Source organism: Phycisphaerae bacterium (assembly GCA_018003015.1).
In the GTDB taxonomy this organism is placed as follows: Bacteria; Planctomycetota; Phycisphaerae; order UBA1845; family PWPN01; genus JAGNEZ01.
Genome location: JAGNEZ010000028.1, coordinates 54,837 through 79,017, shown reverse-complemented (window position 1 = coordinate 79,017; position 24,181 = coordinate 54,837). Strand labels below are relative to the sequence as shown.

The following is a 24,181-nucleotide window of genomic DNA, read 5'->3' as shown; positions in this document are numbered from 1 at the left end:
GTACTGGCGTCATCATCGTCATCGTCACCCCCGGACGAGCTATTGCCGCCATAGCCGCCGCCACCATAGCCGCCGCCACCACCATACCCGCCCCCCATGCCACCCCTCATGCCGCCCATGCCGCCCATGCCACCCATCATGCCGCCCATGCCGCCCATGCCGCCCATCATGCCGCCCATGCCGCCCATCATGCCGCCCATGCCGCCCATCATGCCGCCATTCATCCCGCTGTTGGCACTGAAGCTGGGCACGTCGGCAAGCAGATCACCGACGTCGTACACGCGGGTCTCCATGTTCTTGGCGAGGTGTTCTTCCGTCGAGATGCGAATCTGCCCCTCGACAATGTCATAGCCGAGCACCGTCTCGGCCCCACCCAGTTTGTCGAGCATGTCGCTGAGGATGCCCTTGACCGAGCTGCTCCGGTAAGAGATGCCTCCCACCGGCGTGGTCCTGTCAATCGTGTAGATTTCGAGCACTTTCCAGTTCGGAATGATGTCCAGCTTGGCAAGTTGCCTCAGCTGGGTGACCGCGTCATCGAAGGTGGTACCCTCCGGGAACTCCAGCTCGGGAATGATGGTGTCAAGCTGCTCGCGGGCATACTTGTCCCGCTCCGTCTCACCGGTCAGACTGAGATCGGTACCGAACGGGTCACGATTCGCGATCACTCGCCATTCGTCCTCGTCAGGATAGACGACCCACTTGTCATCCTTGGCCGCGGTGGTCGGCTCCAGCTGGATCTCGGCTTGCTGAAGAGTCTCCTGGAACTTGCTCAGGTACCTCCGCCGTCCCTTGGCCTGGTCCTGAACGATCGCATAGTCCTCCACCACGCGGAGCATGAACTCGGCGTTCTGATAGGTCGGATCGATCGTGATGATTTCCTTGAGGACATCCGCAGCCTGGTGGTACTGGCGCTGCTTCTGCAGCTCCATGACCTGATCCATCAACTGAGCGATGCGCTCGTCCTTCTCCTTGCGGATGGACATGGTCCGATCCCGCTCCTTGTCCATGGCCATGCGACGCTTGGCGGCGGCATCTTCCTCGTCGTGAGCCCTCTTCTCCTGCTCGATGAACCGCCCCAGGGCCCTGGCACGCGAATCAAGGGCCGCATACCGATCGGGACTCTCGGCATCGCGCCGCCCGGCCTCCAGCAGCCGGGTGGCCTGATCCAACCGCTCCCGGGCCTCAACGTACTTGTGCTCGTTGATCAGCTGCTTGATCTCCTGCTCGCCGTCTCTGAAAAGCGTCTCCGTCCGCTCCCACCGGCCCTGGCGACGCAGTACCGCCTCATCGAGCAGATCCTTGCCCACGCCACCTTCAGCGCCACGCTGCTGGCGAACCAGGGCCAGGCCTTTCTCCGCCTCAGCGTTGTTGGGCCACAACTGCAGGGCTTCCTCAAACTTGGAGGCGGCCAGATCCCACTGACCCTTCTTGCCCGCGGCATCACCTTCGCGAATCGCCTCCAAGGCCAACGCCCGGTTGCGATCGGTCTGGGCCTTGCCTGCGTTGCCCACCGGTCGGGCAGCGGTGGCCGTGACCGGCTTGGCCGTGTTGACCGGATTGACCGTGGTCACCGTGATCGGCTTGGTGGTCTCGGCTGGCTTGACCGTGGTCACCGTGACCGGCTTGGCGGGGGCTGCGGCGGGCTTGGTGGTGGGCACGGCCGCCGGCTTGGCTTGAGCGCCCTGGGCCGCAACCTTGCGGTCCAGGTCACGCTGCTTGGCCAGGGTGGCCAGCCCTTCACGGGCTCGCTGTTTCTGAGCGGCCGACGCGTACGGATTGTCTTGAATCGCCTTGAGACTCTTCTCGGCCGCGTCTCGGTTACCCGCAGCGAGCGCCTTCTCAGCATCCTCCAGGTTCTGCTTGGCCTTGTTCGCCTGGTTGACCGCCGTGCGTAACGCTTCCGCCAGTTCATCCCGCTGCTGCTTCTGCTGAGCGTTCAGCTGGTCGACATTGACCTGAAGGAGCAGCTCTTGTGACTCCTGGTACTGATGCTCTTCGTAGAGGCGAGCCGCCTTATCCAGATCCTGCGCCGCATCCGCAAAGACCGGGGCCGCCAACGCCATCACCCAAAGAACAGCGACCAGCCATCGCCAATTGTTCTGACCAGCTTTCACAGACAGCCTCCTTCAGGCTCGCCCGCACACACGGGCTCAAGGTAGGTCGGTACTCCACCCACGCACGGGAGGCATCCAGTCCGGCAGCTCATCCCGCGGCGGCGCAGCAGTTTACCCTACGTCCGCATACGATGCCAGAGCGCCACGCCAGCTCTGACCTGAAAGTGGGCCACAACCGCACCTCGGCTCGGCACTTACCCTAACTTGTTAGTCCAAAACATCTTACCGCCAGGCAAGAGCCCGGCGGCAGGGGCTCACATCCCTCGACCGCGATTCGGCCGGCTCCGCTCCGTGCCGCGAAGCCGGTCGGTGGGGTTCGGCGGCATCTCCGGCCTCGGCGGCCTGACCGGTCCGACCGTGGGTTCGTTCTCGCTGAGCCGAGCCTTCTCCTCCTTGTACTCCTTGTCCAGTTGACCGCTCTTTCGGGCATCGACCGGCGAAAACCGCTCCTCGACTTCGCCGCTCGTGGTGATCAGAACCGCCGCCCCGCCCTGCCGTTCGGTGAAGGTGAGTCTGCCCTCCGGCGATTCGTTACGCAGCCATGCGGATCGCTTCGGCTCCAGGCCCGCCAGGATGGCATCGTACGACAGATCCCGGCGATCCGCCTTCAGGGCCACCAGCTCGCCGACTTCCTTGTCTGCCGTCCCGCCCTTCAAGTCCCCGCGGAACCACTCCCGCAGAGCCACTTTCGCTTTCCTCCCATCGTCGGTCACGGAGGTCAGGAACAGGTACAGCGAAGGTTTGATCTGAATCGGCTCCGACCAGCTGGACCACTGGCCTCGAACAACCACCCTGCCGGCATCCTGGGCGTCGATGAGCTTGGCCGCCTGCCCGATGTACTGGTTGAACACCACCAGACGCAATCGGTAGCGGTAGGTCTGGCCGGGAGTGACGGAGATGTCGTTGAACCACAGCAGCTCGATGTCGCGTACCCGGTTGGTCGACCCCGCCGCCACGCGCTCCTGGTTCTGCTTCTCGATGAGCAGCTTCTCCACCTCGGGCTGGATCTCCTTGAGCAGCTTGCCGATCTCCTCAACCTGGGTCCTGTTCAACTCCCCGGACGAAGCGTACTGAGTCAGGCCCTGCAGCTTCTCCTCAGCCTCCAGGTACTTCTTCTTGTCAATGTCCTCCTTCGCCTCCTTGAGCGTCTTGGCGAGCTCGGCCCGAACATTCGGACCCCTGCTCTCCGGACCACCTTCGGGACGCCTGGCACCGCCGGCAGGACCTCGCCCCCCCGGGGGAAGCAGGTCCGGACCGGGACCCGGACCCCTTCGTCCCGCTCCTTCCGGAACGCCACGCCGGCCGATCGGGCCTGGCCCCAAGCCGCCAAACCCCTCGGGGCCGCCAAAGCCGCCCAGCGGACGCCGTGCCCCCGCCCCCCCGGCCGAGTCGCCAACGAATTGGGCTAGATCAAGCTCCAGACCGGGCAACGACTCCGGCAGCTTCCAGCCGTACCGCTCGTCGGTGAAGTTCTCGAAAAACGCCGGCCGGAGAATCTGCTCCTGGCTCTGCACCTGCTCCAGGGCCATCCGATAGGCGACAATCGTGTCGCCGTCCGTCTGCTGGATGGCCAGCGTACCATCCGCGTCGTGAAGCGGCACCCTCTCCGGAGCGGTCAGCACGAACGGCGAGTAACCCTGGACCACTTCCGGCTCGCCCCATTCGCCCGTCGGCAACAGCATGGCCCGCTCGGCCTCCACCCGAGTAATGATGAGATCCTGGCGACTACCCTCGTACATGGCCTGGCGGAACAGCTCGCGCTGTTCGGCGATATGCACCGAGGCAAACAGCGTGGCCCAGAAAATGTCCCGAGTGATCCCGATGATCGTGCCGGATCCTCCGGTCGGAGCCAGCTGAGGGGCACCCGTCGTCCTGCTGAGATCCACGGTCTCAGGCGCGGCCAGCCTCGCCGAGACGCGGCCTGAAAAACCCACCAGTGAACGCGGAGCCGCCACGCTGGCGAGGTGGATCTTGCCAGCACGGTCGATCTCTCGATCCGTCCGCGGAATCGCGACACCCGGCGGCACGATGGGCACGCCAAAATCCTTGGCGATGCCGTTCGCATCGTAGGTGCTCAGATCACCCTTGAGCGCAGTCACGGTCGTCTGGTCGCCCGTATCCGTCAGCCGAGCGTTCTTCACCTTCTGGCGGGTCTGTTCCGTCTGTTCGGCGATCTTCCCGATGAGCGTCTTCGGGGTGCAATCCTCACCGCTGACGCTGGTGCTGTGAGGCGTGCCCACCACGTACATCGCCGCGATCGCCAGGACCACCGCCCCGGTCAATCCCAGAACTATCTTCTCAACGTGCCGTTCAATGAAGGTCACGTTCTGCTTGGCCATGATCGGATCTCCTGTCCTGGCTCACATACCCTCAGGCCTGCCGAGCGGCCCACGTCGCGGCGGTGGAGCCCCCTCCGGCCCCATCATCATCGGCGGCAGGTTACGCGGCCCCACCGGCGGTCCATACGACGGGCCACCTCCCCCACCCTGACCGCCGCCACCCTGGAACGCCACCCCGCTCGCAATGTCAGCAACCACCTTCTTGGGGATCAGGTTCGCGTAGTTGTCGCGAAGGAACCCGCCCTCAAACACCAACCGGGCCTGCACCGTGGGCGAAGGACCGTAAACGTAGCCCGCGGGAACCGGGCTGGGAGGCTGCTCCTGCAGGTTCACCAACAGCAGCGTGTAGAAGCCGACCTTGCAGATCTCGTCGATCACCGACGGCAACATCCGAGCCTCAACCACCAACTCCACGGTGAAGTGAACCACATCCATGGTCTCGCTGCTGCCGGTGTTGGTAAACGCCTCACCCGGCCCCATGCCGCCACCACCAACCAGCGCGCCCCGCGTGCCGCCGGGGGGCGAGGCCGCACCACCACCCGCCCCCGCTGAAGGCGGAAGGTATCCGGTCACCACAAACCTCTGCAGGTGCTTGACCGGGAGGTTGCCAACATATGGCCCTTCCTTGTCTTTGGCGTTCGCTTCCTGGCTTCGGGCGGTAATGGCCGCCGCGACCCGGTTGTTCAGGCCCGCCAGGGCAGTCACCACATCCTGCTGGATCCACAACGAGACCTGGGCGTACCACATGTCTTCAATCGAAGGCTTCTGCACGTTCTCGACGGCGGGCCGCTGATCGAAACTCGTCCTTTCGTTGGCATAGCAGTAAATCGACCGGGCACGCTGAACGGCCGCCCGACAGTCCGGAATCTCGTTGACCATCTCCTCGGCAGTCATGTTCGGCCGCAACTGGGTCAAATCTGCTCGTGGCCCGCCGAACCCCGGTCCACCCCGCGGCGGCGGCCCACCCAGGCCCGGACCCGGCCCGGGACCACGACGCCCCGCGCCAACAGGACCCATCTCGATCGGTAGAGGGGCCTCGCCTCGGGCACCTATCGCCTGCTGATTGTTCTTCTGAGCCTGCTCCGTAGCCATGTTCTCGGCCAGTTCCCTGACCTCCTCCTGCGTGGGAGCATCCTTGGCCTTGAGCTGTTCCACCATCGCCTTGTGGGCCTTGGCGAACTCATGGGCAAACCGGAAGGGCAGATTCTCACTGCCTGTCGCCGGCTCAGGGAAAAGCTTCTCCAGAAGCGGAGCATGTTTGCCAATCTCGGCCACCTTCTTCAGGGCGGCGGTGGTCTGCTCGACGGTCCTGTTCTTCCGGGCATTGGCCGCATCAATCATCGCCTTGTTCACCGGCTTGATGCTGCTCAACGAGCTGATCAGCTGGGCATCCGTGGCCAGAGCAGCGTTCACGTCCGACAGGAGGATGCCGAGGACAATGAGGGTGATCGCCACCAGGCCGACCGCTCCGCAGATCACCTCGACCAGGTGACCCTTGACCCACTGCATGATCTGTTGCATCGCTCAACTCCTTGGCTGTCTTCCCACCCCGCAAGCCCTCGAACCAGCCCCAAACCCCTCGTCGCTCCTGAACCCGACCGTTTTCAGGCCGGTGGCGGCGGAGCATCCCCAGTCGGCTCGGCCGGCTCGGCCGGCTCGGCCGGTGGAGTGCCACCCGGCGCCGGCGCGGCGGCCAGTTGCGGGCCAATCACGGCCGCAAAAACCACTTCGAACTGCCAGTCGTTTGAGATCGACTCGCCCGTTGCCAGATCCTTGAACGTGTTGTCGACGGCAATCGTGTTGAAGCCACCGGGACCCGGACCCGCCCCCCCCTCAGTGACACGCGGCCCAGGGGGCATGTACCTTCCCGGCATGGGAGCCGCACCCCCGGCACCACCCAGATCCTTGACCATCTGGAATCCGATCATCTGGGGCTTCCCAAAGTGCAACTCCTGCCTGCCCTGCCCGGCCTTCTCAAGATTCCTTAAAAACACGTCACTGATGAACTGGAGCCCGGCCACCCTGTCGCCACCAGCGTAGGGCGTTCGGCAGACCAGCGTGACCAGGAAGCCCGGCTTGGGCCCGGCGCCGGTCGCCTCCGGAGATCCTCCACCCAAGCCGCCCAGACCGCCCAAACTCCCCGGACCCGCCGGCGTCCCACCGCCCTTCTTCAGGGCTTCCATCTCGGCCAGAACGTCGGGCGAGTACCGGCTGTCCAACTTCTGAATGAAAACCTGCTTGCGCTTGGTCCGCTCGAACTGCGGGTTGGAGGTGACAACCTCCTTGTACGCCTTCGGACCTTCGTTCATGGCCTTGCTCAGCTCCGGATCAGGCGAAGGCAACGCCGAAACCACCATGCTCAGCAACCGCGGCCAGACCACTTTGTTGGTCTGAAGCTTGTCCACATTCTGGACTTTCTGGATCTGCTGGCTGATCTCACCCTCGATCCTGGACAGCTCGTTGCCCAGAAAGGTGGCGGCCGCAACGGTCTTGGCGGCGGCCGTCTTGGCGTCCGCATCGGGAGGGCTCTCGAGAATCCGCATCGCTTCATCGACGCTGCCAGGGGGCGAAGCCGTCTCCACGGGCTTGCCTAGGGCGGCCTGGTCTGAGTAGCTGCGACCCCAGATCATGCCCGCCGACAACGCCAGGCAGGCCGCCGCCCCAATGAACCACGGGGCCTTCTTCCGCCAGATCACTTGCTTGATGATCTCCGGCGGCAACAGGTTGCTGGTGATCTTCGCTAAGCCCAGGCCCTGGACGCCCAAGCCGTAGGCCACGCCAAAACTCAGCAACTGGTCGATCAGTTCAGGAGTGTTCGGGCTCGAGCCGATGGTCATGCGATTGAACGCCCCCGGCCGGATGACGTCCAGACCAAGGTTCTGCTGAAGGAACTTCGGCATTCCCGGCAGCTTGAAGGCGTTGCCCATCGCGATCAGCTTGGAGAGCTTCACGCCGCGACGCGACGAGGTGAAAAACCCAATCGAACGCTGAACCTCGGCCACCAGATCGGCAAACACCGGCCGCATGGCCTGGAAAATCTGCCGGGCATACTTGTGGCTGCCGGCCTTGCGCTTCAGATCTTCCGCCTTGCGGAACGATAGCTTGAAGGTCTCCAGCATCGCGTCCGTGAAATTGTTCCCGCCGATGGGGATATTGCGGGTCCACAGGCTGTCACCTTCAACCACGAGCAGATCGGTGTTCTGGGCCCCGATGTCCAGTATGGCCACCGCCTCGCTGCCCCCACCGCAAAGCCCGTCATACTGGAGGGCGTTGTACAGGGCCAACGGAGCCGCCTGAACTAGCATCGGCTCGATGTTCAGGTCGGACAGAAACCGCAGATGGTCGCCCATCAGCTCGCGGCGCATCGCGAAAATGCCCACCTCGGTCTCGGCCGCCTGGGACGGGAAGATCTGGTAATCCCAGATGACCTCTTCCATGGCAAAGGGGATCTGCTGGCCGGCCTCGAACCGAACCAGCTCGGGCAGCTTGCTGGCTTTGTCGACCGGAGGGAGTTTGATGAACCGGGCCAGGGTGTGCTGACCCGGTACCGCCGCCACGATCGTCTCCTTCGGCAGATCCGGGCGGCTCTCGATCAGTTTCTTCATCGTCTCGGCCACGAGGGCCGCACGGTCCACGTCCGGCTGGGAAAGAATCTTGCCGTGCTCGATGTAGACGTGATCGAGAACCTCAACCTTGTCGCCAGCTGCTCGCAGGCGGAGGGCTTTCAGTGCACATTGACCCAGATCAATGCCCCAGACTGGTTTTGTGGCCGCCATGAGACTCTCCTCTACACACAGGCCCGCTGCATCGCAGGTTCGCCGAACCGCTTATTGTCGCCATCGCGGGCGAATTGGCAATCACCAAAAACCACGTCGATCGTCCGTTCGGCCGGCCAGATGTGAAAGGCCAATCCGCCGACGATCCAGGAGGGCCGATCAAGCATGCAGACTTCGGTATGACCTTGCCTGAGTGCTCCCTGTTATGGGACTGTATTGAAGGACTTCGTACCAATAAAGTATTTCTTCTTGACCCGCGAAAGTCAAGAAGGCATGACGAGGGCAAACCACCCCCCCCCAAGGCCCGGAGGCCCCTACGCTGCAAGCATAGCACGACGCTAAGTGTCACGGACAGGCATGGCCACCCCTGCCCCCCAAAGATGGGGGGGATGAAACCGGCTTCAGGAGAGGTGCCCGGTGACCACAGGCCGGCGAGAGACACGCCGGGCGGCGCCGACGACCCTTTGCCTTGGCTTGCCCCCCGCCCGAAAAGCCCCTACCGCAAGGATGGCGACCGGAATGCCGCGAGCCCGCCGCGAACTGAACAAGGAGCCCTCGACATCACCACTTCTCGCCGAGGACCTCAAACCCGGCCACATTCAGAAAACGGCCCCGGGACGCCTCCGTCTTGTCCTGCAAAAGGGTAATGACCAGCGTGTGCTTGCTCGGGCTGAGCCCTTCGACGTGCCCGTCGAACGCGAGGTCGCGGCCGGGCCCGCACCTGACCGGTGACAGCATGACCGGAAAAGCGTTGACTGCCATCCATCCCCTGCCGTGACCGGCGACGTTCACCGTCTCACCATCCCGAATATCGTGAGGAGTAGCCCTGCGACCGCGGCCAGGCGAAAGGAGTGCCGGGGCGCGGATCACTCCGGCCTGCGCGAATGAACACCCGCCCGGCCGAGACCACGCCGACTGACCCGAGGGCAGATGGGTATCGTGTCGCCCAAACAGCGCCCCCCCTTTCAGGCTGGCAGCCACCGGTATAACCGACTACGCTCCCTCCGATGCTCCAGGCGACGATTCCTGCGCCGAGGCGCCCCCGCTGAACGACTGCAGGGCCAGGTAGCTCGGCCCGAACCGCTTGATGTTGTCGAACTGCTTCTCGAACTCGTCAAAGTGACCTTCCTCGTCATTGACCAGGGCCTCGAAAAGCTGCTTCGACGCGGAATCGGCGAGCTTGGCGCACTCCAACGCATACTGATTGTACTCGACCACGGCACCCTGCTCCAACTCGCAAGCCTTGGCCACAATCGCGTCAGGCTCGGTGATACGCTGGACCGGGGCTGCGGCGACCATGTCCACATCCCCCTTGAGAAAAAGAATGCGCTCGGCCAAACGCTCGACGTGACCCATCTCCGCGATCGCGATGCGCCGCAACATGGCCGACAAGGGTCCGAAACCCTGGTCATCCAAATGAAAATGCCAGTACATGTACTGATGCACCGCCTGAAGCTCATCCGCCACGGCCTTGTTCAGGAGCTCAATGCTCTTCTTCCGATCCATCGTGCTCTCCTCTGGGATCCAGTGTCCCGCAACCGCCTCGCCCACCAGGGGCGATCGCGGCTCAACCTCCGGCGATGCCCCTCGACTCGCCAAGCACCCACCAGATTACCGGTATCACCAGAGGGCGACAAGGCCTTCACCTTTCTACCCGCCGCCCCCCCGGCCCCTTCATGCTCTCGTGCCGGCGCGGGCGGTGACGAGAAACACGGGGAAGTCCCGTTCTTCGCCACCCTCCATCCGGCGCCGAATGGTGTGAGCCGTGACATCGCGTACCTCTCGAAAACCGATCCGGCAGAGCTGGCTCTTAAGCGCCCCTCGGTCGAAGCCGTGATGGCGGACGCTGGGCGCCGCCTCGGGCGTGTGGAAGACGCCTGGCTCGCTGTCCAGGTCCGCAATGCAGAGAGTCCCGCCAGGAACCAGCAGGTCATGAAAGGCACCCAGCACCCGGCCCGTGTCGGCGATGTGATGCAGAGTCATACTGGTGACGAGCAGCTGATAGCGTTCATTCGGAACGGGGTCACGCTCCAGGTCGAGGTGGACGGCGCGCATCGTCTCAAGGCCGCCCTCAAGGAGCTTCTTCCGCAGCACTTCGAGCATGCCGGAAGAACTGTCCGCACCCGTCACGCTGCGCACGTGAGACAGGAGAAAGAGACCGATCAGGCCCGTCCCGCACCCGTAGTCGAGAACGTCCATCTCTTTCGTGGGCCCGACTTCCCGCAGGATCGTCTGCCCCACCGCCCTCATCAAGGCGATACGCCGCGGCTCGGCGTCCCAGGTCGCGGCGGCAGTATCGAAATGACTGGCAATCACAAGGCCACTCCTGCAAAGTCGAATGCCGCCCTGACGGCTGCGAACCAACGTCTCCGCAGGCCGCATCCTAGAACGTCGCTGGCAGGCCTGCATAGATACCGCCCTTCTGAACAACCTCGGATCTGAGATGGTAGAGCGGAGACCGGGCAGCCGCAATCCTCACCCCTGCGACGGCCAGGACCCCCGAGGTCACCGCGAGCGACAACGCGAGGATCAACCACAGCCCTCCCCAGTCAGGAAACGGCCCCCTCCGACGCCAGGGCCGCAACTCCGCATCACCAATCCGGCAACCCCGGAACGACACCGGTGCGCGACCTCGAAGAGATACTCTGCCTCTCGCCCGGACCACCGCGTCCCGTGGCCTTCCCAACCCTCAGTCGCCAGATCTGGCTGGCCATCGCGTCCGAAAAAAGACCGGAAACCGGGGTAGGCGCGAGGGAATTGGCACGATATAATGCCATCGTACTTCCCGGCACAACCGGGAGTTCATCTCGCGATTCTGGCTCCGAGGAGACCCACCATGGGAAAGAGCAAGCCTTGACTGCTGGAACGGGTGTTCCCGCAGCGCAAGCGGTCCTAGGGTCAATCCGGTTGGAATCGGTCGGCGGGATATGCGGCCTGACGGTGGAAAGACCGCTCGCCTCCAATCAGCTTCATTCGTAGGCGTCCGAGTCTGTCGCGCGCGCTCGGGCGAGGGTGATAGTGCGCGGGCATTTCGGTCTTGTTGACATTGCGGAGTTCAGTGGCGATCGCAGCGGCGCGAACGCCGAGGAGCTTCCCACATTTCTGGAGGAAAGGACATGCGCAGGTCAAACGGGAAAGGAGAACCCTTCTCGAGGAGTTGCCTCTGGGGTGTCTGCATTGGCTTTGTGGCCCTGGCGGTCGCGCCCGCTTGGGCGGCGCCGAGCTTCAGCTACAGCACGGACTTCGAGTCCGACGCGGACGGGGCCACCCCAGCCGGCTGGGTCGTGACCAATAGCGGCAACGATATCGTGTGGGTCGGCACCTCCAATGATCCGAAAGTGATGACCGCGGATCCCGCCGGGTGGGCGAGCATATCCGCCGTCGCCAACGGCTTGGGCGCGGTCAACTACGCCGTGCCTTGGTCGGGCACCAGGCGGTTCACCATCCTCCATCCCGGCTGGAGCTACGACGTGGCCTTCGCCAGCGGAGCGACCTTCACCGGCACCGGGGCCACCTACAGCGGCACTTATCCCATGGACCTTCAGAATAACAAAATGAAGGCCGCCTTTGACCTGGCCATGCGCACCGGCCGCACTGGGACGAGTACCCATGGCTTCAGCTTTACCGTCCAACCGGTCGAAAACACCCAGACGGTTCGTATCGTCGGCCTGCCCTACGGCCGGGAAGGCTACGATCAGAACGGCTTCGGCGTCGAAGTCGATGTGTACAACAACACCGGCGGCGGCAATTCCGGCAGCGGCGACCAGGACAACAAGCACGTCGGCATCAACCTCTATCGCATGTGGGACAACAACGGCTCCTTCAGCGGCTTGGGCATCACCGTGCCCAGTCTGAAAACCAACGTGGATCAGGGCGTCACCGTCCCCTTTCCAAATCCGAACGGCAATGCGGCCAACTCCGCATGGTGCGCCGTCGGCAACAACAACCAACCCCTGCACTTCACCGTTTACTACAACGATCCCGACAAGGGCGGCCTGGGCGTCGTGCGGGTCTACCTGAAGGTCGATCCGGCCACCAAGGCGAACGGTGATCCGCAGGTCCCAGCGGGCCAGACCGCCTTCTCGTTCGGCTACGACGTCGGTGACGATCCCGTCGACGGCAAACTGATGGTCGAAGCCTACGTCGGACCCTGGCCCAGCACCGGGGCGGCCTTCGGGTTCTCCGCCGCCCGCAGCGGCTCAACCCACCTCTCCCAGGTGGACAATGTCCACGTCGAGACCAACGCGGTCACCGGAACCGCAACCGATCCGGTCACCTATCCACCCGGCTCACCGACCTTCGACCCGGGTACGGCAACGGCCACGCTGCCGGTAAGCGAGCGCGTCCAAACCGGTACCGCCGGTCTGACTCAGCCCGGCTGGGAAGTCTCCTCCTATATCGTGTACCCGGCCACCTCGGTTGGAACGTTGACCACCGTCCTCGACGTGTTCAAGGGCTCCATCCGGTCGCAGCGAGACAGCGGCTTCACTCTGGGCACCAAGACCGGCGAGCCCAACCTCAACTACTATACCGCCGGGGCCTCGGGCGGCGGCCTGGCCGGCAACTTCGGCGAGGACCGGCTGCCTCCCGGCATGAGCCTCAACCTCACCTGGATCGGCATTCTGGCCAAGGGCTGGATCTACTTCCCCAGCGGCAACAAGGATTACGACCTGTGCATGAACTCGGACAACGGCTACGAGATCCGGATCGGAAACACCATCGTATCCTATAGCCCGGCCGACGGCACGTTCTCGTCCGGCCTCAACGGCGGAAGCCACTTCACGTTGCACGTGGACGAGGCCGGCGTCTATCCCATCCAGATCCTCTGGTTCGACTGGGGAGGCGGAGCCTACATGGAGTTCTACCGTCGGACCGACAGCCCGATGATCCCCTACCTGATGGTGGGCAATACCACCTGGGGCATCGCCGACCAGCCGGTCGTCTTCGGCCTGCGGAACGGCGCGGCCGCCCCAGATTACGTCGATTCGTACACCGCAACCCCGCCCGTCCTGCCGGATGTCGCCCTCTCGCCCACCCAGAAGGCCGGTGATACCAGCGTCGTCGACGGCCAGCCCACGGGCTTCAACATCAAGACCGTCTGGGTCCGCTACCCCGGCGGTCTCAGCAATACCACCGGCATCATCATGAAGCAAAACGGCGGCGACGGCGACGTACGCCAAACCTGCCTCGGTTTCCTAGACGCCCTCGACAACCTGGTTCCAGGAACGACCTCACAGGTCATCAACTACCGCGGCGTCGGCGAGGGTGACGGGAACATCGGCGGCGGAGTCGACTTCCCGGGGATCGGCACTTCCGGTGCCGGCCAGTACGGCTTGCGGGCCGAAGGCTATCTCGTCTTCCCGACAGCCGGCAGATACCTGCTGGGCGCCAACGCCGACGACGACATGTACGTTCGCTTCGGGGAGCAAACCGTCCTCACTTCCCCGTGCTGCAGGAACCTCATCCTGTCCCTCAGCGTATCCGAGCCCGGCGTCTACCCCGTTCGGGTCGAATGCATCGGCGATGGCCCCCCCAACTTCATCGATTTCTATGAACTGTCGCCAACGGCCACCGGATACACCTACGTCTCGGTGAACAGCACCCTGTCCACCGTCAAGGCATACCAGTCTATTGCCGGCGGCGCGTACGCCTGGACGAGCGAGACCAACAAGTGGAACATTCCGGCCGACCGTAAGGTCGCCACCCTGAGCGACGTCCAGGACGCCGATCTGGGCTGGAATGCCACCCTGGTCAAGTCCGCGGCCAACACCGACAACAACATGGGGCTCACCGCGGCGCTGGTCCAAGGAGACCTGGTCGGCCTGAACTCGAGCGCCTACCCCAGGGCTACCGATACGCCGTTCTCTATCAACTACGCGGACAACGGCCAGGCGCCCCAGGGCAACTTCAACGCCAGTGCCACCGCCCCGCAGAACACTCCCGACCGGCTGATCAGCAGCTTCCTGGCAGACAGTGGTCCGCTGCTCACGGCGGGTGACAATGATGACTATGTCATCAGCTTCCAGGGCTACGCCGCTTTCTCCGTCTCCGGCTACTACGCCTTCAACACCAATTGCGATGACGGCTCGATTGTGTGGGTGGCGGGCAAGCCCGTGGCCTACTTCAACATCAACAGCGGCGCGGGCGACAACACGCCCGGCTTCTTCTACGTCCAAGAGCCCGGCGTCTACGATATCCGCATGGATTACTTCGAGCGGAATGGCAATTCCGAGGTGGAACTGCTCCAGTATCTGCCCGACGGAATCACCGCCGCCCTGATCAACGACCCCAACCAGAACCCCAGCCCCAAACGGGTCAAGGTCTACCGGGCGTTGAAGACCACGCCGCTCACCACCGAGTACGCGGATCCCGGTCAGCTTCCGCTCAACTCGAAGGTCGGGGACATCAACCGGCACGGTGATCCAGGCGCCCGGATCCAGTTCGCTAACGCCACCTTCATCAACGGCGATTATGAGTACGGCATCGGCCACGACAAATACAGGACGCTCTTTGCCGCTCATGAGCTGCTCGCCTCGGTGTTGGACAACGTGCCAAGCCTGAACTACACCGGGGCGCTGGCCCTGGACCAGGTCTTCGATACGGTCGTCTTCCCGGAGGCGACGTTCCCGGCCGGCGTGGGCCCGAACGCCTTCGCCATGCGGGCAACGGGCCTCCTGGCCCTGACCAAGGGCGGCCACATCTTCGAAGTACCCAGTGACGACGGCTTCCGGATCTGGATCGGCGGCAAGACCCCGGGCGAGTCCGGCCCGAACCACGGGGTATACTACGTAACGTTCTACGTCAACGCCCCGGAAGATGGCCTGTATCCGTTCACCTTGGAGTACAACCAGGGCGTCGGTGGGTACGCCGTCTCCTTCGACGAGGTCCTGCCGAACGAAGCCGGGGATGGATTCGTTCGCATCCCGGTCAACACGGAGAATGCGGCCAAGATGTATGTCGGACTCACTTCGTGTGCCTACCCGTCGGTCGATGCCGATGCGGACGGCGACGTTGACCAGATGGACTTCGGCGTCTTCCAGGCGTGCTTCTCCGGCGACACAATCGCCTACACCGGCAGCGTGTGCAAGTGCTTCGATAAGGACGGGGATACCGACGTAGACCCCATGGACTTCACCGAGTTCCTGAAGTGCGTGACCGGTCCGACCATTACCTGGAGCGAGCTTCTGAAGCCCGAATGCCAGCCGTGATCGCCTGACCGGCGAAAAGCTATTGTACCCTATCAGCGCAACGGGCCACGGGTGCGGCAACGCATCCGTGGCCCCTTCATATCTACACCCGGCCCACAGGGCAGCACCCGTCAGCCGACGTCGGCCTTGAACTCCTGCTCGATGATGGCAACGATGGTCGGGAAGTACTCGTCCAGCCCGCATTCGCCTTCCTCACGACGAATGCAGCGGCCTTGGTCATCCTCGCGGCAGCGGGCACACACCACCTCGCGTAGCCTCTGGTAGTACGGCTCTGTGGAAAAGTCCCGTATCTGGGCCACAATCCGGATAACCTCATCCAGCCGGGCAAACAGGGTGTTGAAGGCATCGGCCGGTAACCGGTTGCCCGCCTCACTGAGAATGCACCCCACTCGCTCCTGAAGACGCACTTCGATTCGTTCTCGCAGCGTGCTCATCAAACCTCCCCGAAGGACGCTCCCGCCGTGCTATCGCTCCCCCGTCTCACCCTGGCCGTAAACACCAAGGCCCTGAGCCGCCCCGCCTTGGCCGGGTCATTGTATACAGGGAAGCACGCGGCTTGCCAATCGGCGCGTCCGGCGAGTATGGTGTGCCCGGTTCCACCCCGGAGACCCGATGGCGGAACCCGAACGACAAAACCCTGAAACAAGGAGACTCACAAATGCGACGGCACCCCACCCTGGCAGCCATGATGGCGGCAACAATAGTGATCCTTGTGTGCGGCCCAACCGCCATGGCCGACGACGGGCAGGATGAACTGTACCGCCTGCGGGACGTGCGCACCGGCCGATCCTCCAGCTCCGACCTCAACTGGCAGACCGGCAACGGCGACTGCCGATATCTCAAGGCGGGCGATACCGTCACCATCGCCGATATCGACGGCCCGGGTGTGATCCGTCATATCTGGTTCACTATCGCCGCCGAAGATCCCAAGTACGGACGTTCGCTCACCCTGCGAATGTTCTGGGACGGACAGGATCAGCCGGCCGTCGAGGCACCCCTCGGCGACTTCTTCGCAGTCGGCCATGGCCTGTGCCGAAACGTCATTTCCGAACTCGTGGCGGTCAGCTCCGAAGGCCGGGCCTACAACTGCTACTGGCCGATGCCCTTCCGCAAACACGCCCGCATCACCCTCACCAACGACTCAGAGAAATTCATCGCCAATGCGATCTACTTCCAGGTGGACTACGACAAGATGCCCTCCCTGCCGGCCGACGCCGCCTACTTCCATGCTCAATACCGACAGGAGTACCCGGCTAAAAAAGGCCAGAACTACCTGCTGCTGGACACGGAGGGCGCCGGCCTGTACGTCGGCACGGTTCTCTCATCCCAGGCCCGAAGCGGGGGATGGTTCGGCGAGGGCGACGACTTCTTCTACATCGACGGCGAGAAGGAACCCACCATCAAGGGCACCGGGACGGAGGACTACTTCAACGACGCCTGGGGCTTCCGCGAGTTCATGCGACCATATTACGGCGTGGTCATCTGGGAAGGCTATGACGTCGGTGACCGATGCACCGCCTACCGCTGGCACACCAAGGACCCGGTTCGGTTCACCAAGTCGCTGCGCGTCGAGATCGAGCACAAGGGCGGCATGTTCGATGACACCGGAAAGCTGGTCTCCGGCTATGAGGAGCGGTCCGATCTCTACAGCTCAGTGGCCTTCTGGTACCAGACCGGTGTCGCCAAGCGGTTCGCCAACATGCCCCCGGTCGAGGAACGCACCGTGCCGGCAATCAGCATCGAACTCGAATCGGCCAAGGCGGATGTGAAGATGACACCGGCCGACACCCGGGTCGAGATTCAGGATGGCGGTTACAGCGCCAACAAGCAGTTGTTCGTCCAGTTCACCGGCCAGCAGTCCACACTGGCTGTACCCATCAAGCTGGACAAGCCCATCGAGGGGCTTGCCCATCTCAAACTGACCAAGTCACACGACTACGGTACCTGGAAGGTCTCCCTGGACGGCAGGCCGCTCAAGGGTATGGATGCCGTCGATCTCTACAGCCCAACCATCGTCTCCCAGAACTTCAAGGTGGGCAGCGTCAAACTCGACGCCGGAACGTACGAACTCAAGTTCGAATGCGTCGGCAAGAACGCCGCCTCCAAGGGTTACTTCCTCGGAGCGGATGCCGTCACCATCGAGGCGGTCACGCTGTACGCCGTGCCCGCGAAGAGGTGAGGGAAAACAAGCGACGAGCCGTGTCCAGCCTCCCACGACCACCCCTTCGCCGTGGCCCGGACGGTTCGGACGAGCGCGGTTCGCGGATTAGTGACTCACCCTCGACACGGCCCGCCGTCTGCATCTCTCGAGCAGGAGCCTCCGGGCCACGGCAGCATCAAGAAAACGCATAGCCCGCTTCTTCGCCGACAGAGGCTGGGAGCCGCGAAAACCGGACGGGTCTGGTTACTCGCCAGTCATGCGAATGGCGATCGCGGTGATGTCATCGCGGGACCAGTCGTAGGACGGCTGTTCAGTCGCCCGGCGGCGGGCCTCATCGAGCGCGACCTCGGGACCATAGGTCCGGAACCGCTCGATCCAGTCGGTGGCAAGAATGGCATCCTCGCCGCGCGGTTCGTTTCTCTGAAGCAACAAGGCCTCCAAGCCGTCGGTGTAGAAGAAAAGGACGTCGCCCGGCTCGAAGGCATGGGCCGCGACCTCAAAGGCCTGATCCTCGAACGCTCCCAGCAAACCGCCTCCGCTGCGGATCTGGCGAGGTCTCTGACCTTCACGGAACAGGATCGGATACGGCGTCCCACCGCGAGCCCAGCGGATCAGGCTGGTGGTACGATCGAAGATCGCGTGCATCGCAGTGATAAAGTGACACTGGCGAAGCCGGGCGGACAGCAGATCCTGGTTCAAGCGAGTAAGCAGTTCGTCCGGCTCAATGATCCGGTACGAGCCGTCGACGATCTCCTTGCCGCGAAGCGAGTTCTTGACCAGGATCGCCAGCAACGCCGCCGGCAAACCGTGCCCAGTGGCGTCGGCCAGGGAGAAACCGAACCGGTCCTCGTCCAGCCGGCTGATATCGTAAGTGTCGCCGCTGACGAAGTCCGCTGGCAAATAGAGGGTCGAGATGCTGAGCGGCGCGGCATCGCCAATGGGCTCAGGCAGCAGGTCATTCTGGATCTGCCCGGCGAGCCGTATCTGTTCATCCAGATCGGTGTGAATCGTGCTCCGCGGCGGGCGATCGCGGCGCAGCTCGGCAATCTCCTCCCGCATCCTGCGAAGCGGCCGGCGAATCTCGCACAGGGCCTTGATTCGCCCGGTCAGCTCGTCGGCGTTCAACGGCGCCCGCTTGAACGGCTGGATCGGAAGCAGCATCCGCCCAGTGGACGTCACCGGACTGCCAACCTCACCGGAAAAAGTCGTTCCGCCGCGAGCCAGGGTCGCTTCGTCGCGACTGGCGCCGTCTTCATCGAGAACCAGGGTGGCGCAGGCTCGAGCGGAGGTCTCGGTCACCAGGCGTTCGAGAGCGGCCGACGAGCATGCCGCCGAGGGCAGGATGACACAGACATCGGCGCTGTCCGGAATGCCACTGGTCAGGGCCTTGTCCAGAGAACGGATCGAAACCCGAGCGTTGACCCGGTAGAGAGCAGTCTTGAGCGACTGTGGCGGAGCCATCCCGTGATCGACAATGAGTTGGACGTGCGGCGTTGCCAAGGGAGTCGGTCCACCCTATCCACGGAGGCCGCCTGGGACCCCATGACCGGGGTGTCCGTCGCGGCCCCACCCAGATACCCATCTCAAAATCGGCATCCATTGATTCGGCGGAAACCAGACGCGACTTAACGTCACTCCGATAACTTCCGGCTTGTTTTCTCACCACTGGACAAGTACTTCCGTTCTCGGGGCCGGCTGAATGAAGCGGATCACGAGGGCTTGAAACGCCGCGTGGTAAGCCCACCCCGGCTCCTGCTCACCCCGCCCAGCGGTGGAGGGACGGGCGTCGAGAAGCCGGCCGCCGACGTGAACTCTCTTGGGCCGGGATACCCGCGTGATGACCAGCTCATTGGGCTGATCAGGCGGATAGTCCAGCGGCAAGGCCCAGAAGGTATCGGGGTGGGGTGCCCGCAGATCGGGCGGGCTGCCCCAGCCGCTGACGTGCCAGCGGTTCCCGCCCCATCCGTCCGGCACGACTCGAGTCCAGGGGTCCGTCCACCGGGGCAGGCGACCCTGGGCCTTGAGGCATGCGAGCGGCAGTTGGGCGCAGATCAACGCCCCCTGGGCCCGGTTCGCGTGCAGGTCCCATACGTCAGGATAAAGACCCACCCACGGCTCGCGGTCGAAGATCTGCTGCCATCCACTCCCGACCACACCCTCGGCGATGACGCGGAGCAGAGGATCCGGCCGGTTGTGATCCAGCTCGATAACCTTGGCCGCCCACTCCAGACCACACCACTGCACGATGACGCCAAACCAGCTGATCGCGTAGAAGCTCGGACCCAGAACGGGAACGGAACCGTACGGAGTCACCTGCCGGTTGGGATTCTGGAACGCCTCGGCCGCCGGAATAACCTGCAGTTGCCAGTCGTCTCGGCTGCGGGTAGCCCGAATCGTGCCGGGGATCGCCTCGATCGGCACGTGCCAACTGTACAGAAACGGCACCCCGGACCAGGCCCAGTAATTCGCCTCGTCCAGATACCGCTCCTCTCCCGTAAGTCGATACCCAAGCTGGTAGGCCTCAACCGCCAGGGCCGCCGCCCGAATATCCGGGATGTCCTTGTGAACCTCCCACGTCTGGGCGCCGCGAGGAACGCGAAACCGCCTCATCGCCTCCAGGGCCTTCAAGGCAGCTCGTGACGACTCCTCGTCACCGGTGAGTAACGCATGCTGAAGTACCAGCAGCGTCGGCGTAACACAGGTACCCAGGGATGTACTTCCACCTTCACCCAAAGAAGCGTATTCACCTTTGCTGAACCGACGCGTCTGGTCACGCACCTCGGGCGTGTCCGCGTAGGGCCAAGTTCCGTCCGAACGCAGGCCTGCGATGGCCGCCCTCGCAGGCCCGGCATTCGCCGCCCGGACAGCCAGCGGAACCATCGTGTCGATCAGCGTTCGGCCCACCAGCCCGGTCCGATCGAGCCATAACGTCTTTCCTGTAAACAGTTTATGACTGATCAACTCCCCTGCCATGAGGGGAATGAACTCGCTACGCCTGTCCAGATACCAGTGATGACGCCACCCTTTCTCGGCCGGCCAGTACATCGTCTGGCCGAAGTGCTGGGCGATCAGCTCTTTCGTCGTGGCGGCATCGTGAGGAGTCGGGGGTGGAACCGGTGTGCCCAAAAGCTCATACCAACGCCGACCCATTCCGACCACCGGGGCATCGCATTCCGCGTACAGCATTGCCCGAAGGGTGACCGGCTGCGGGGTCGCCATCACGAACGGCCTTGAGGCCAGAGATGAGTTCTCGTCTCGCCATGCCGGAATCGACGGGGCGGAGAGTCGCATGAGGTGGTTCAACTGGCCGTCGAGGAAATTGGGCGAGGCGAAGGTGGCAGCGGGCATGTCGTTCCGGCCGCACCAGGCATCCCGCGGCTGCCACATCAGGGCGGCGGTCACACCCCGAGCTTCGACAGCCATCATCGGCAGCGTGACTTTGAACGGGTGCGGCGTCCAACGATCGGCGAATCGGCGACCAACCGCCCGGTCGCTCGATGATCGCCAGCCCGGCTCAAGTAGCTCCAGGCCGCCGAAAACAGCATAGCGATCCAGCGGGTCGGCAGCAGCCGAGGCATGCCCGGCAGCGGCGGGTGGAGCGCAGCGATCTGCAAGCAGCACCGGGGCACTGAAATCGAGAAGCCGGCCACCCTCGGGACCGACCAAGGTGGCCACCACTTCAATCGCGACCAGCCCGTTCTTCTCCAGAATCCGTGGCTTGAACTCAACCGACCAGCCGGGCAGATCCGCGATCACGCCACTGAGCCGGGCGCTGCTCGAAGTGCGATCGGCCAGACCAAAGGTCGGACGGCGACGAACGATACTGCCGTCCGCCTCGCACACCGTAACTTCAGCGAGCGGCAGCAACCAGCCCGCCAGTCGCCAGTGATCCTGATGGTCACGAACCATCCACCGGGCAGCGCCGAGACCCCTGCCGTCCGCAGTAGAGATGAAGTCGAGCCGCACATGGTCATTGCGGATGCCGCCGGCCAGGGGAAGCGTCTCATCCTCCCCCACAATCACTGATGTCTGGAGATCGGTGAGCGAGCGGTGGGATGATCCCAGAATTCGGACCGAGCTTGTGTGCACACCGGGGCGGTCGTAATGAAGCCTGGTCGTCAATGCCGCCGGGGCGCCCGGGGTAGTCTTTGCCGTCCGGGCGTTGCCTTCGGCCAAGATGAAGTCGCACTCCTCCTGTACACTCCGGCCACTGGTTTGGCGAAGAGTGACCTTCAGCTCCACCTCGGCCCCGACCGGGGTGTGGGCAGAACCGGAGGACCACGTGGCCGCCCACCTGGCCGGCATGCGCACAAGCTCAATGGCGGCGATCTCGACGGTGCCGTCGACGTTGTCGTTGCAGACATCGAGTCGCACGCCGGTCAGTCGCCTGCCGGCGTCGAGCGGGCCGCCTAGAGAAAACTCGACGGTGAAAAAGCCGTCCCGGTCCTGACTCCCGGGAGGAATGGCCGGCCGGCCGGGAGTGTTCTCGGTCAGTTGACGAGCCTCGGTGAATCCTGGGGCATCGGCCAGCTGCCAGTAAACCTGGGCGTAACCGTCACGGTCACTGCGCATCCGAACACGAAGCCTGAGGCCGTCGAAAGGCACGTCGACGGGTGGCAATGAAAAAAACGCGTCCGGACCAGCGATCGTCATCTTCAACCGGCCGTCGACAACGGTGAGATCCTTGAGATGATGGAGGCCCTGACACGCGGCCAGGTCAACCGGGGTGGTGAACGTCCATCGTTGCAGAACCTCCGGCTCCTGCGGACCAGCAGCCCCTGAAGCACCTAAGAGAGCGAAAAGGGAAATAACAGCCGGCGGCATCCGGAGCGTTGCACGCGGCATCGGTCATCCTCCATGTGAGCCGACGCCATCATACCGCGGGGTCCACGTCAATTGGAGAAGTGGGCCGCGCCTCGACTCCGCGAACGACAAGGACACATCCCCATCCCGGCGGAATGGAGCGTTCTTCGGTTGGACCGAGAAGACACTGACGGCGGAGAGCGAACTCGCCGCCGTCAGGACCATGCTCGACACTTCCAGTCACTGATCAATACCGGTAGTGATCCGGCTTGAACGGCCCCTGCTGCGGCACGCCGAGGTACTTGGCCTGCTTCTCAGTCAACCGGGTCAGGTGGACGCCAAGCTTCTTGAGGTGGAACATGGCCACCTTCTCATCCAGCACCTTGGGCAAGGTGTAGACCTTCCGCTCGTACTTGCCGTTGCCGCGGTTCTCCCACAGCTCGAGCTGGGCGATAGTCTGGTTGGTGAAGCTGTTGCTCATCACGAAGCTCGGGTGGCCGGCCGCACACCCCAGGTTCACCAGCCGACCCTTGGCCAGCACGATGATCCGCTTGCCGTCCGGCCAGATGACGTGATCGACCTGCGGCTTGATCTCCTCCCATGTCAGATTCGCGAGCGAATCGACCTGGATCTCACTGTCGAAGTGCCCGATGTTGCAAACAATGGCCCCGTCCTTCATCTGATCCATGTGCTGCCGGGTGATGACATCGACGTTGCCGGTCGCGGTGACGAAAATGTCGCCGAACTTGCAGGCCTCGTCCATGGTCACCACCTGGTAACCTTCCATGGCCGCCTGCAACGCGCAGATCGGGTCGATCTCGGTAACGAACACGGTCGCGCCCAGCCCTTTCATCGACTGCACACAGCCCTTGCCCACATCGCCGTAGCCCAGCACCACGACCTTCTTGCCCGCCACCATCACGCCGGTCGCCCGCTTGATGCCGTCCACCAGGCTCTCCCGGCAGCCGTACAGGTTGTCAAACTTGCTCTTGGTCACCGAGTCGTTGACGTTGATCGCCGGGAAAAGCAGCTCGCCGCTCTTGGCCATCTGGTACAGCCGGTGTACGCCGGTCGTCGTCTCCTCGCTCACCCCGATCACCCGCCTGGCCACCTTGTGCCAGCACTGCGGGTCCTTCTGCAAAACCTTGATCAGCAACTTGTCAATGATCTCGATCTCCTTGTTGTCGGTGCACGGCGTCGGCAGGTTGCCGGTCTTGGCGTGCTCCGACTCGAAAGCGTGCCCCCGGTGAATGAGCAACGTCGCGTCGCCGCCGTCATCGACGATCCCCGTGGGCCCGTCTGCATCCGGCCAGGTCAGGGCCCGCAGCGTACAGTCCCAGTAGTCCTCCAGCGTCTCGCCCCGCCATGCGAATACCGGAATGCCAACCTTGGCGATGGCCGCCGCCGCCTGGTCCTGGGTCGAGAAAATGTTGCAGCTCGCCCAGCGGACCTCCGCCCCCAGCGCAACCAGCGTCTCGATCAGCACCGCCGTCTGCGTGGTCATGTGCAGCGAACCGGTGATCTTCGCCCCGGCCAGAGGCTTGCGGGCCGCGTAATCCTCCCGAATGGCCATCAGCCCGGGCATCTCCGATTCGGCGATCCCGATCTCCTTGCGACCCCACTCGGCCAGCGAGATGTCCTTGACTCTGAAATCCGTAACCGCAGTAGCCATCAGTATTTACTCCACAAGGATTAACACCCGTCAAATCGTCGGCGGCATGCGCACCATAAGCCCTGAAGGAAACGAATAATAGGGCAAACCGGCCCAACGTTCAAGCCG

14 protein-coding genes are annotated in these 24,181 nt (G+C 63.6%); 2 read left to right on the top strand and 12 right to left on the bottom strand.

Features of this window, described 5'->3' with window-relative positions:
* From KA354_13735 to KA354_13700, 8 genes are all read right to left on the bottom strand, one after another.
* Window positions 1-2,114: hypothetical protein (locus KA354_13735; GenBank protein ID MBP7935703.1), on the bottom strand; the 2,114-nt coding region annotated here is incomplete at its 3' end.
* 254 nt (window positions 2,115-2,368) lie between these two features.
* Entirely contained in the window at window positions 2,369-4,453 is a 2,085-nt protein-coding gene (locus tag KA354_13730; protein ID MBP7935702.1) for a hypothetical protein, read from the bottom strand.
* 21 nt (window positions 4,454-4,474) lie between these two features.
* Entirely contained in the window at window positions 4,475-5,974 is a 1,500-nt protein-coding gene (locus tag KA354_13725; protein ID MBP7935701.1) for a hypothetical protein, read from the bottom strand.
* A gap of 83 nt (window positions 5,975-6,057) precedes the next feature.
* Window positions 6,058-8,229 (bottom strand): type IV pilus assembly protein PilM, encoded by a 2,172-nt coding sequence (gene pilM / locus KA354_13720; GenBank protein ID MBP7935700.1) that lies wholly within the window; start codon window positions 8,227-8,229, stop codon window positions 6,058-6,060.
* A gap of 11 nt (window positions 8,230-8,240) precedes the next feature.
* Window positions 8,241-8,396: a hypothetical protein gene (locus KA354_13715; GenBank protein ID MBP7935699.1), complete on the bottom strand. Its 156-nt coding sequence runs from the start codon at window positions 8,394-8,396 to the stop codon at window positions 8,241-8,243.
* A gap of 394 nt (window positions 8,397-8,790) precedes the next feature.
* Entirely contained in the window at window positions 8,791-8,991 is a 201-nt protein-coding gene (locus KA354_13710) for a hypothetical protein (protein MBP7935698.1), read from the bottom strand.
* A 231-nt stretch (window positions 8,992-9,222) separates the two neighbouring features.
* Window positions 9,223-9,735, bottom strand: coding sequence for a bacterioferritin (locus KA354_13705; GenBank protein MBP7935697.1), 513 nt, complete (start codon window positions 9,733-9,735; stop codon window positions 9,223-9,225).
* Window positions 9,736-9,903: 168 nt separating this feature from the next.
* Window positions 9,904-10,545 carry a class I SAM-dependent methyltransferase gene (locus KA354_13700; protein MBP7935696.1) on the bottom strand — a complete coding sequence of 214 codons (642 nt, stop codon included), beginning with the start codon at window positions 10,543-10,545 and terminating at the stop codon, window positions 9,904-9,906.
* 800 nt (window positions 10,546-11,345) lie between these two features.
* Between KA354_13700 and KA354_13695 the strand changes: the two genes are divergently transcribed.
* Entirely contained in the window at window positions 11,346-15,437 is a 4,092-nt protein-coding gene (locus KA354_13695; GenBank protein MBP7935695.1) for a hypothetical protein, read from the top strand.
* 110 nt (window positions 15,438-15,547) lie between these two features.
* Here the strand turns inward: KA354_13695 and KA354_13690 are convergent, their stop codons facing one another.
* A complete protein-coding gene (locus KA354_13690) occupies window positions 15,548-15,871 on the bottom strand; it encodes a hypothetical protein (GenBank protein MBP7935694.1) in 324 nt (107 codons plus the stop codon).
* A 224-nt stretch (window positions 15,872-16,095) separates the two neighbouring features.
* Between KA354_13690 and KA354_13685 the strand changes: the two genes are divergently transcribed.
* A complete protein-coding gene (locus KA354_13685) occupies window positions 16,096-17,616 on the top strand; it encodes a DUF2961 domain-containing protein (GenBank protein MBP7935693.1) in 1,521 nt (506 codons plus the stop codon).
* A gap of 225 nt (window positions 17,617-17,841) precedes the next feature.
* On the opposite strand, the gene KA354_13680 is transcribed toward KA354_13685, so the two are convergent.
* From KA354_13680 to KA354_13670, 3 genes are all read right to left on the bottom strand, one after another.
* A complete protein-coding gene (locus tag KA354_13680) occupies window positions 17,842-19,098 on the bottom strand; it encodes a serine/threonine-protein phosphatase (protein MBP7935692.1) in 1,257 nt (418 codons plus the stop codon).
* A 159-nt stretch (window positions 19,099-19,257) separates the two neighbouring features.
* Entirely contained in the window at window positions 19,258-22,443 is a 3,186-nt protein-coding gene (locus KA354_13675) for a hypothetical protein (GenBank protein ID MBP7935691.1), read from the bottom strand.
* Between the two features lie 205 nt (window positions 22,444-22,648).
* Window positions 22,649-24,073, bottom strand: a complete 1,425-nt coding sequence (locus KA354_13670) for an adenosylhomocysteinase (protein MBP7935690.1) — start codon at window positions 24,071-24,073, stop codon at window positions 22,649-22,651.
* Window positions 24,074-24,181: the final 108 nt, after the last annotated feature.

Bases quoted from the DNA above. Each gene is read 5' to 3' on its own strand.
- KA354_13730 (MBP7935702.1), bottom strand. From the start codon at position 4,453: ATGGCCAAGCAGAACGTGACCTTCATTGAACGGCACGTTGAGAAGATA.
- KA354_13725 (MBP7935701.1), bottom strand. From the start codon at position 5,974: ATGCAACAGATCATGCAGTGGGTCAAGGGTCACCTGGTCGAGGTGATC.
- pilM (MBP7935700.1), bottom strand. From the start codon at position 8,229: ATGGCGGCCACAAAACCAGTCTGGGGCATTGATCTGGGTCAATGTGCA.
- KA354_13715 (MBP7935699.1), bottom strand. From the start codon at position 8,396: ATGCTTGATCGGCCCTCCTGGATCGTCGGCGGATTGGCCTTTCACATC.
- KA354_13710 (MBP7935698.1), bottom strand. From the start codon at position 8,991: ATGGCAGTCAACGCTTTTCCGGTCATGCTGTCACCGGTCAGGTGCGGG.
- KA354_13705 (MBP7935697.1), bottom strand. From the start codon at position 9,735: ATGGATCGGAAGAAGAGCATTGAGCTCCTGAACAAGGCCGTGGCGGAT.
- KA354_13695 (MBP7935695.1), top strand. From the start codon at position 11,346: ATGCGCAGGTCAAACGGGAAAGGAGAACCCTTCTCGAGGAGTTGCCTC.
- KA354_13690 (MBP7935694.1), bottom strand. From the start codon at position 15,871: ATGAGCACGCTGCGAGAACGAATCGAAGTGCGTCTTCAGGAGCGAGTG.
- KA354_13685 (MBP7935693.1), top strand. From the start codon at position 16,096: ATGCGACGGCACCCCACCCTGGCAGCCATGATGGCGGCAACAATAGTG.
- KA354_13675 (MBP7935691.1), bottom strand. From the start codon at position 22,443: ATGCCGCGTGCAACGCTCCGGATGCCGCCGGCTGTTATTTCCCTTTTC.
- KA354_13670 (MBP7935690.1), bottom strand. From the start codon at position 24,073: ATGGCTACTGCGGTTACGGATTTCAGAGTCAAGGACATCTCGCTGGCC.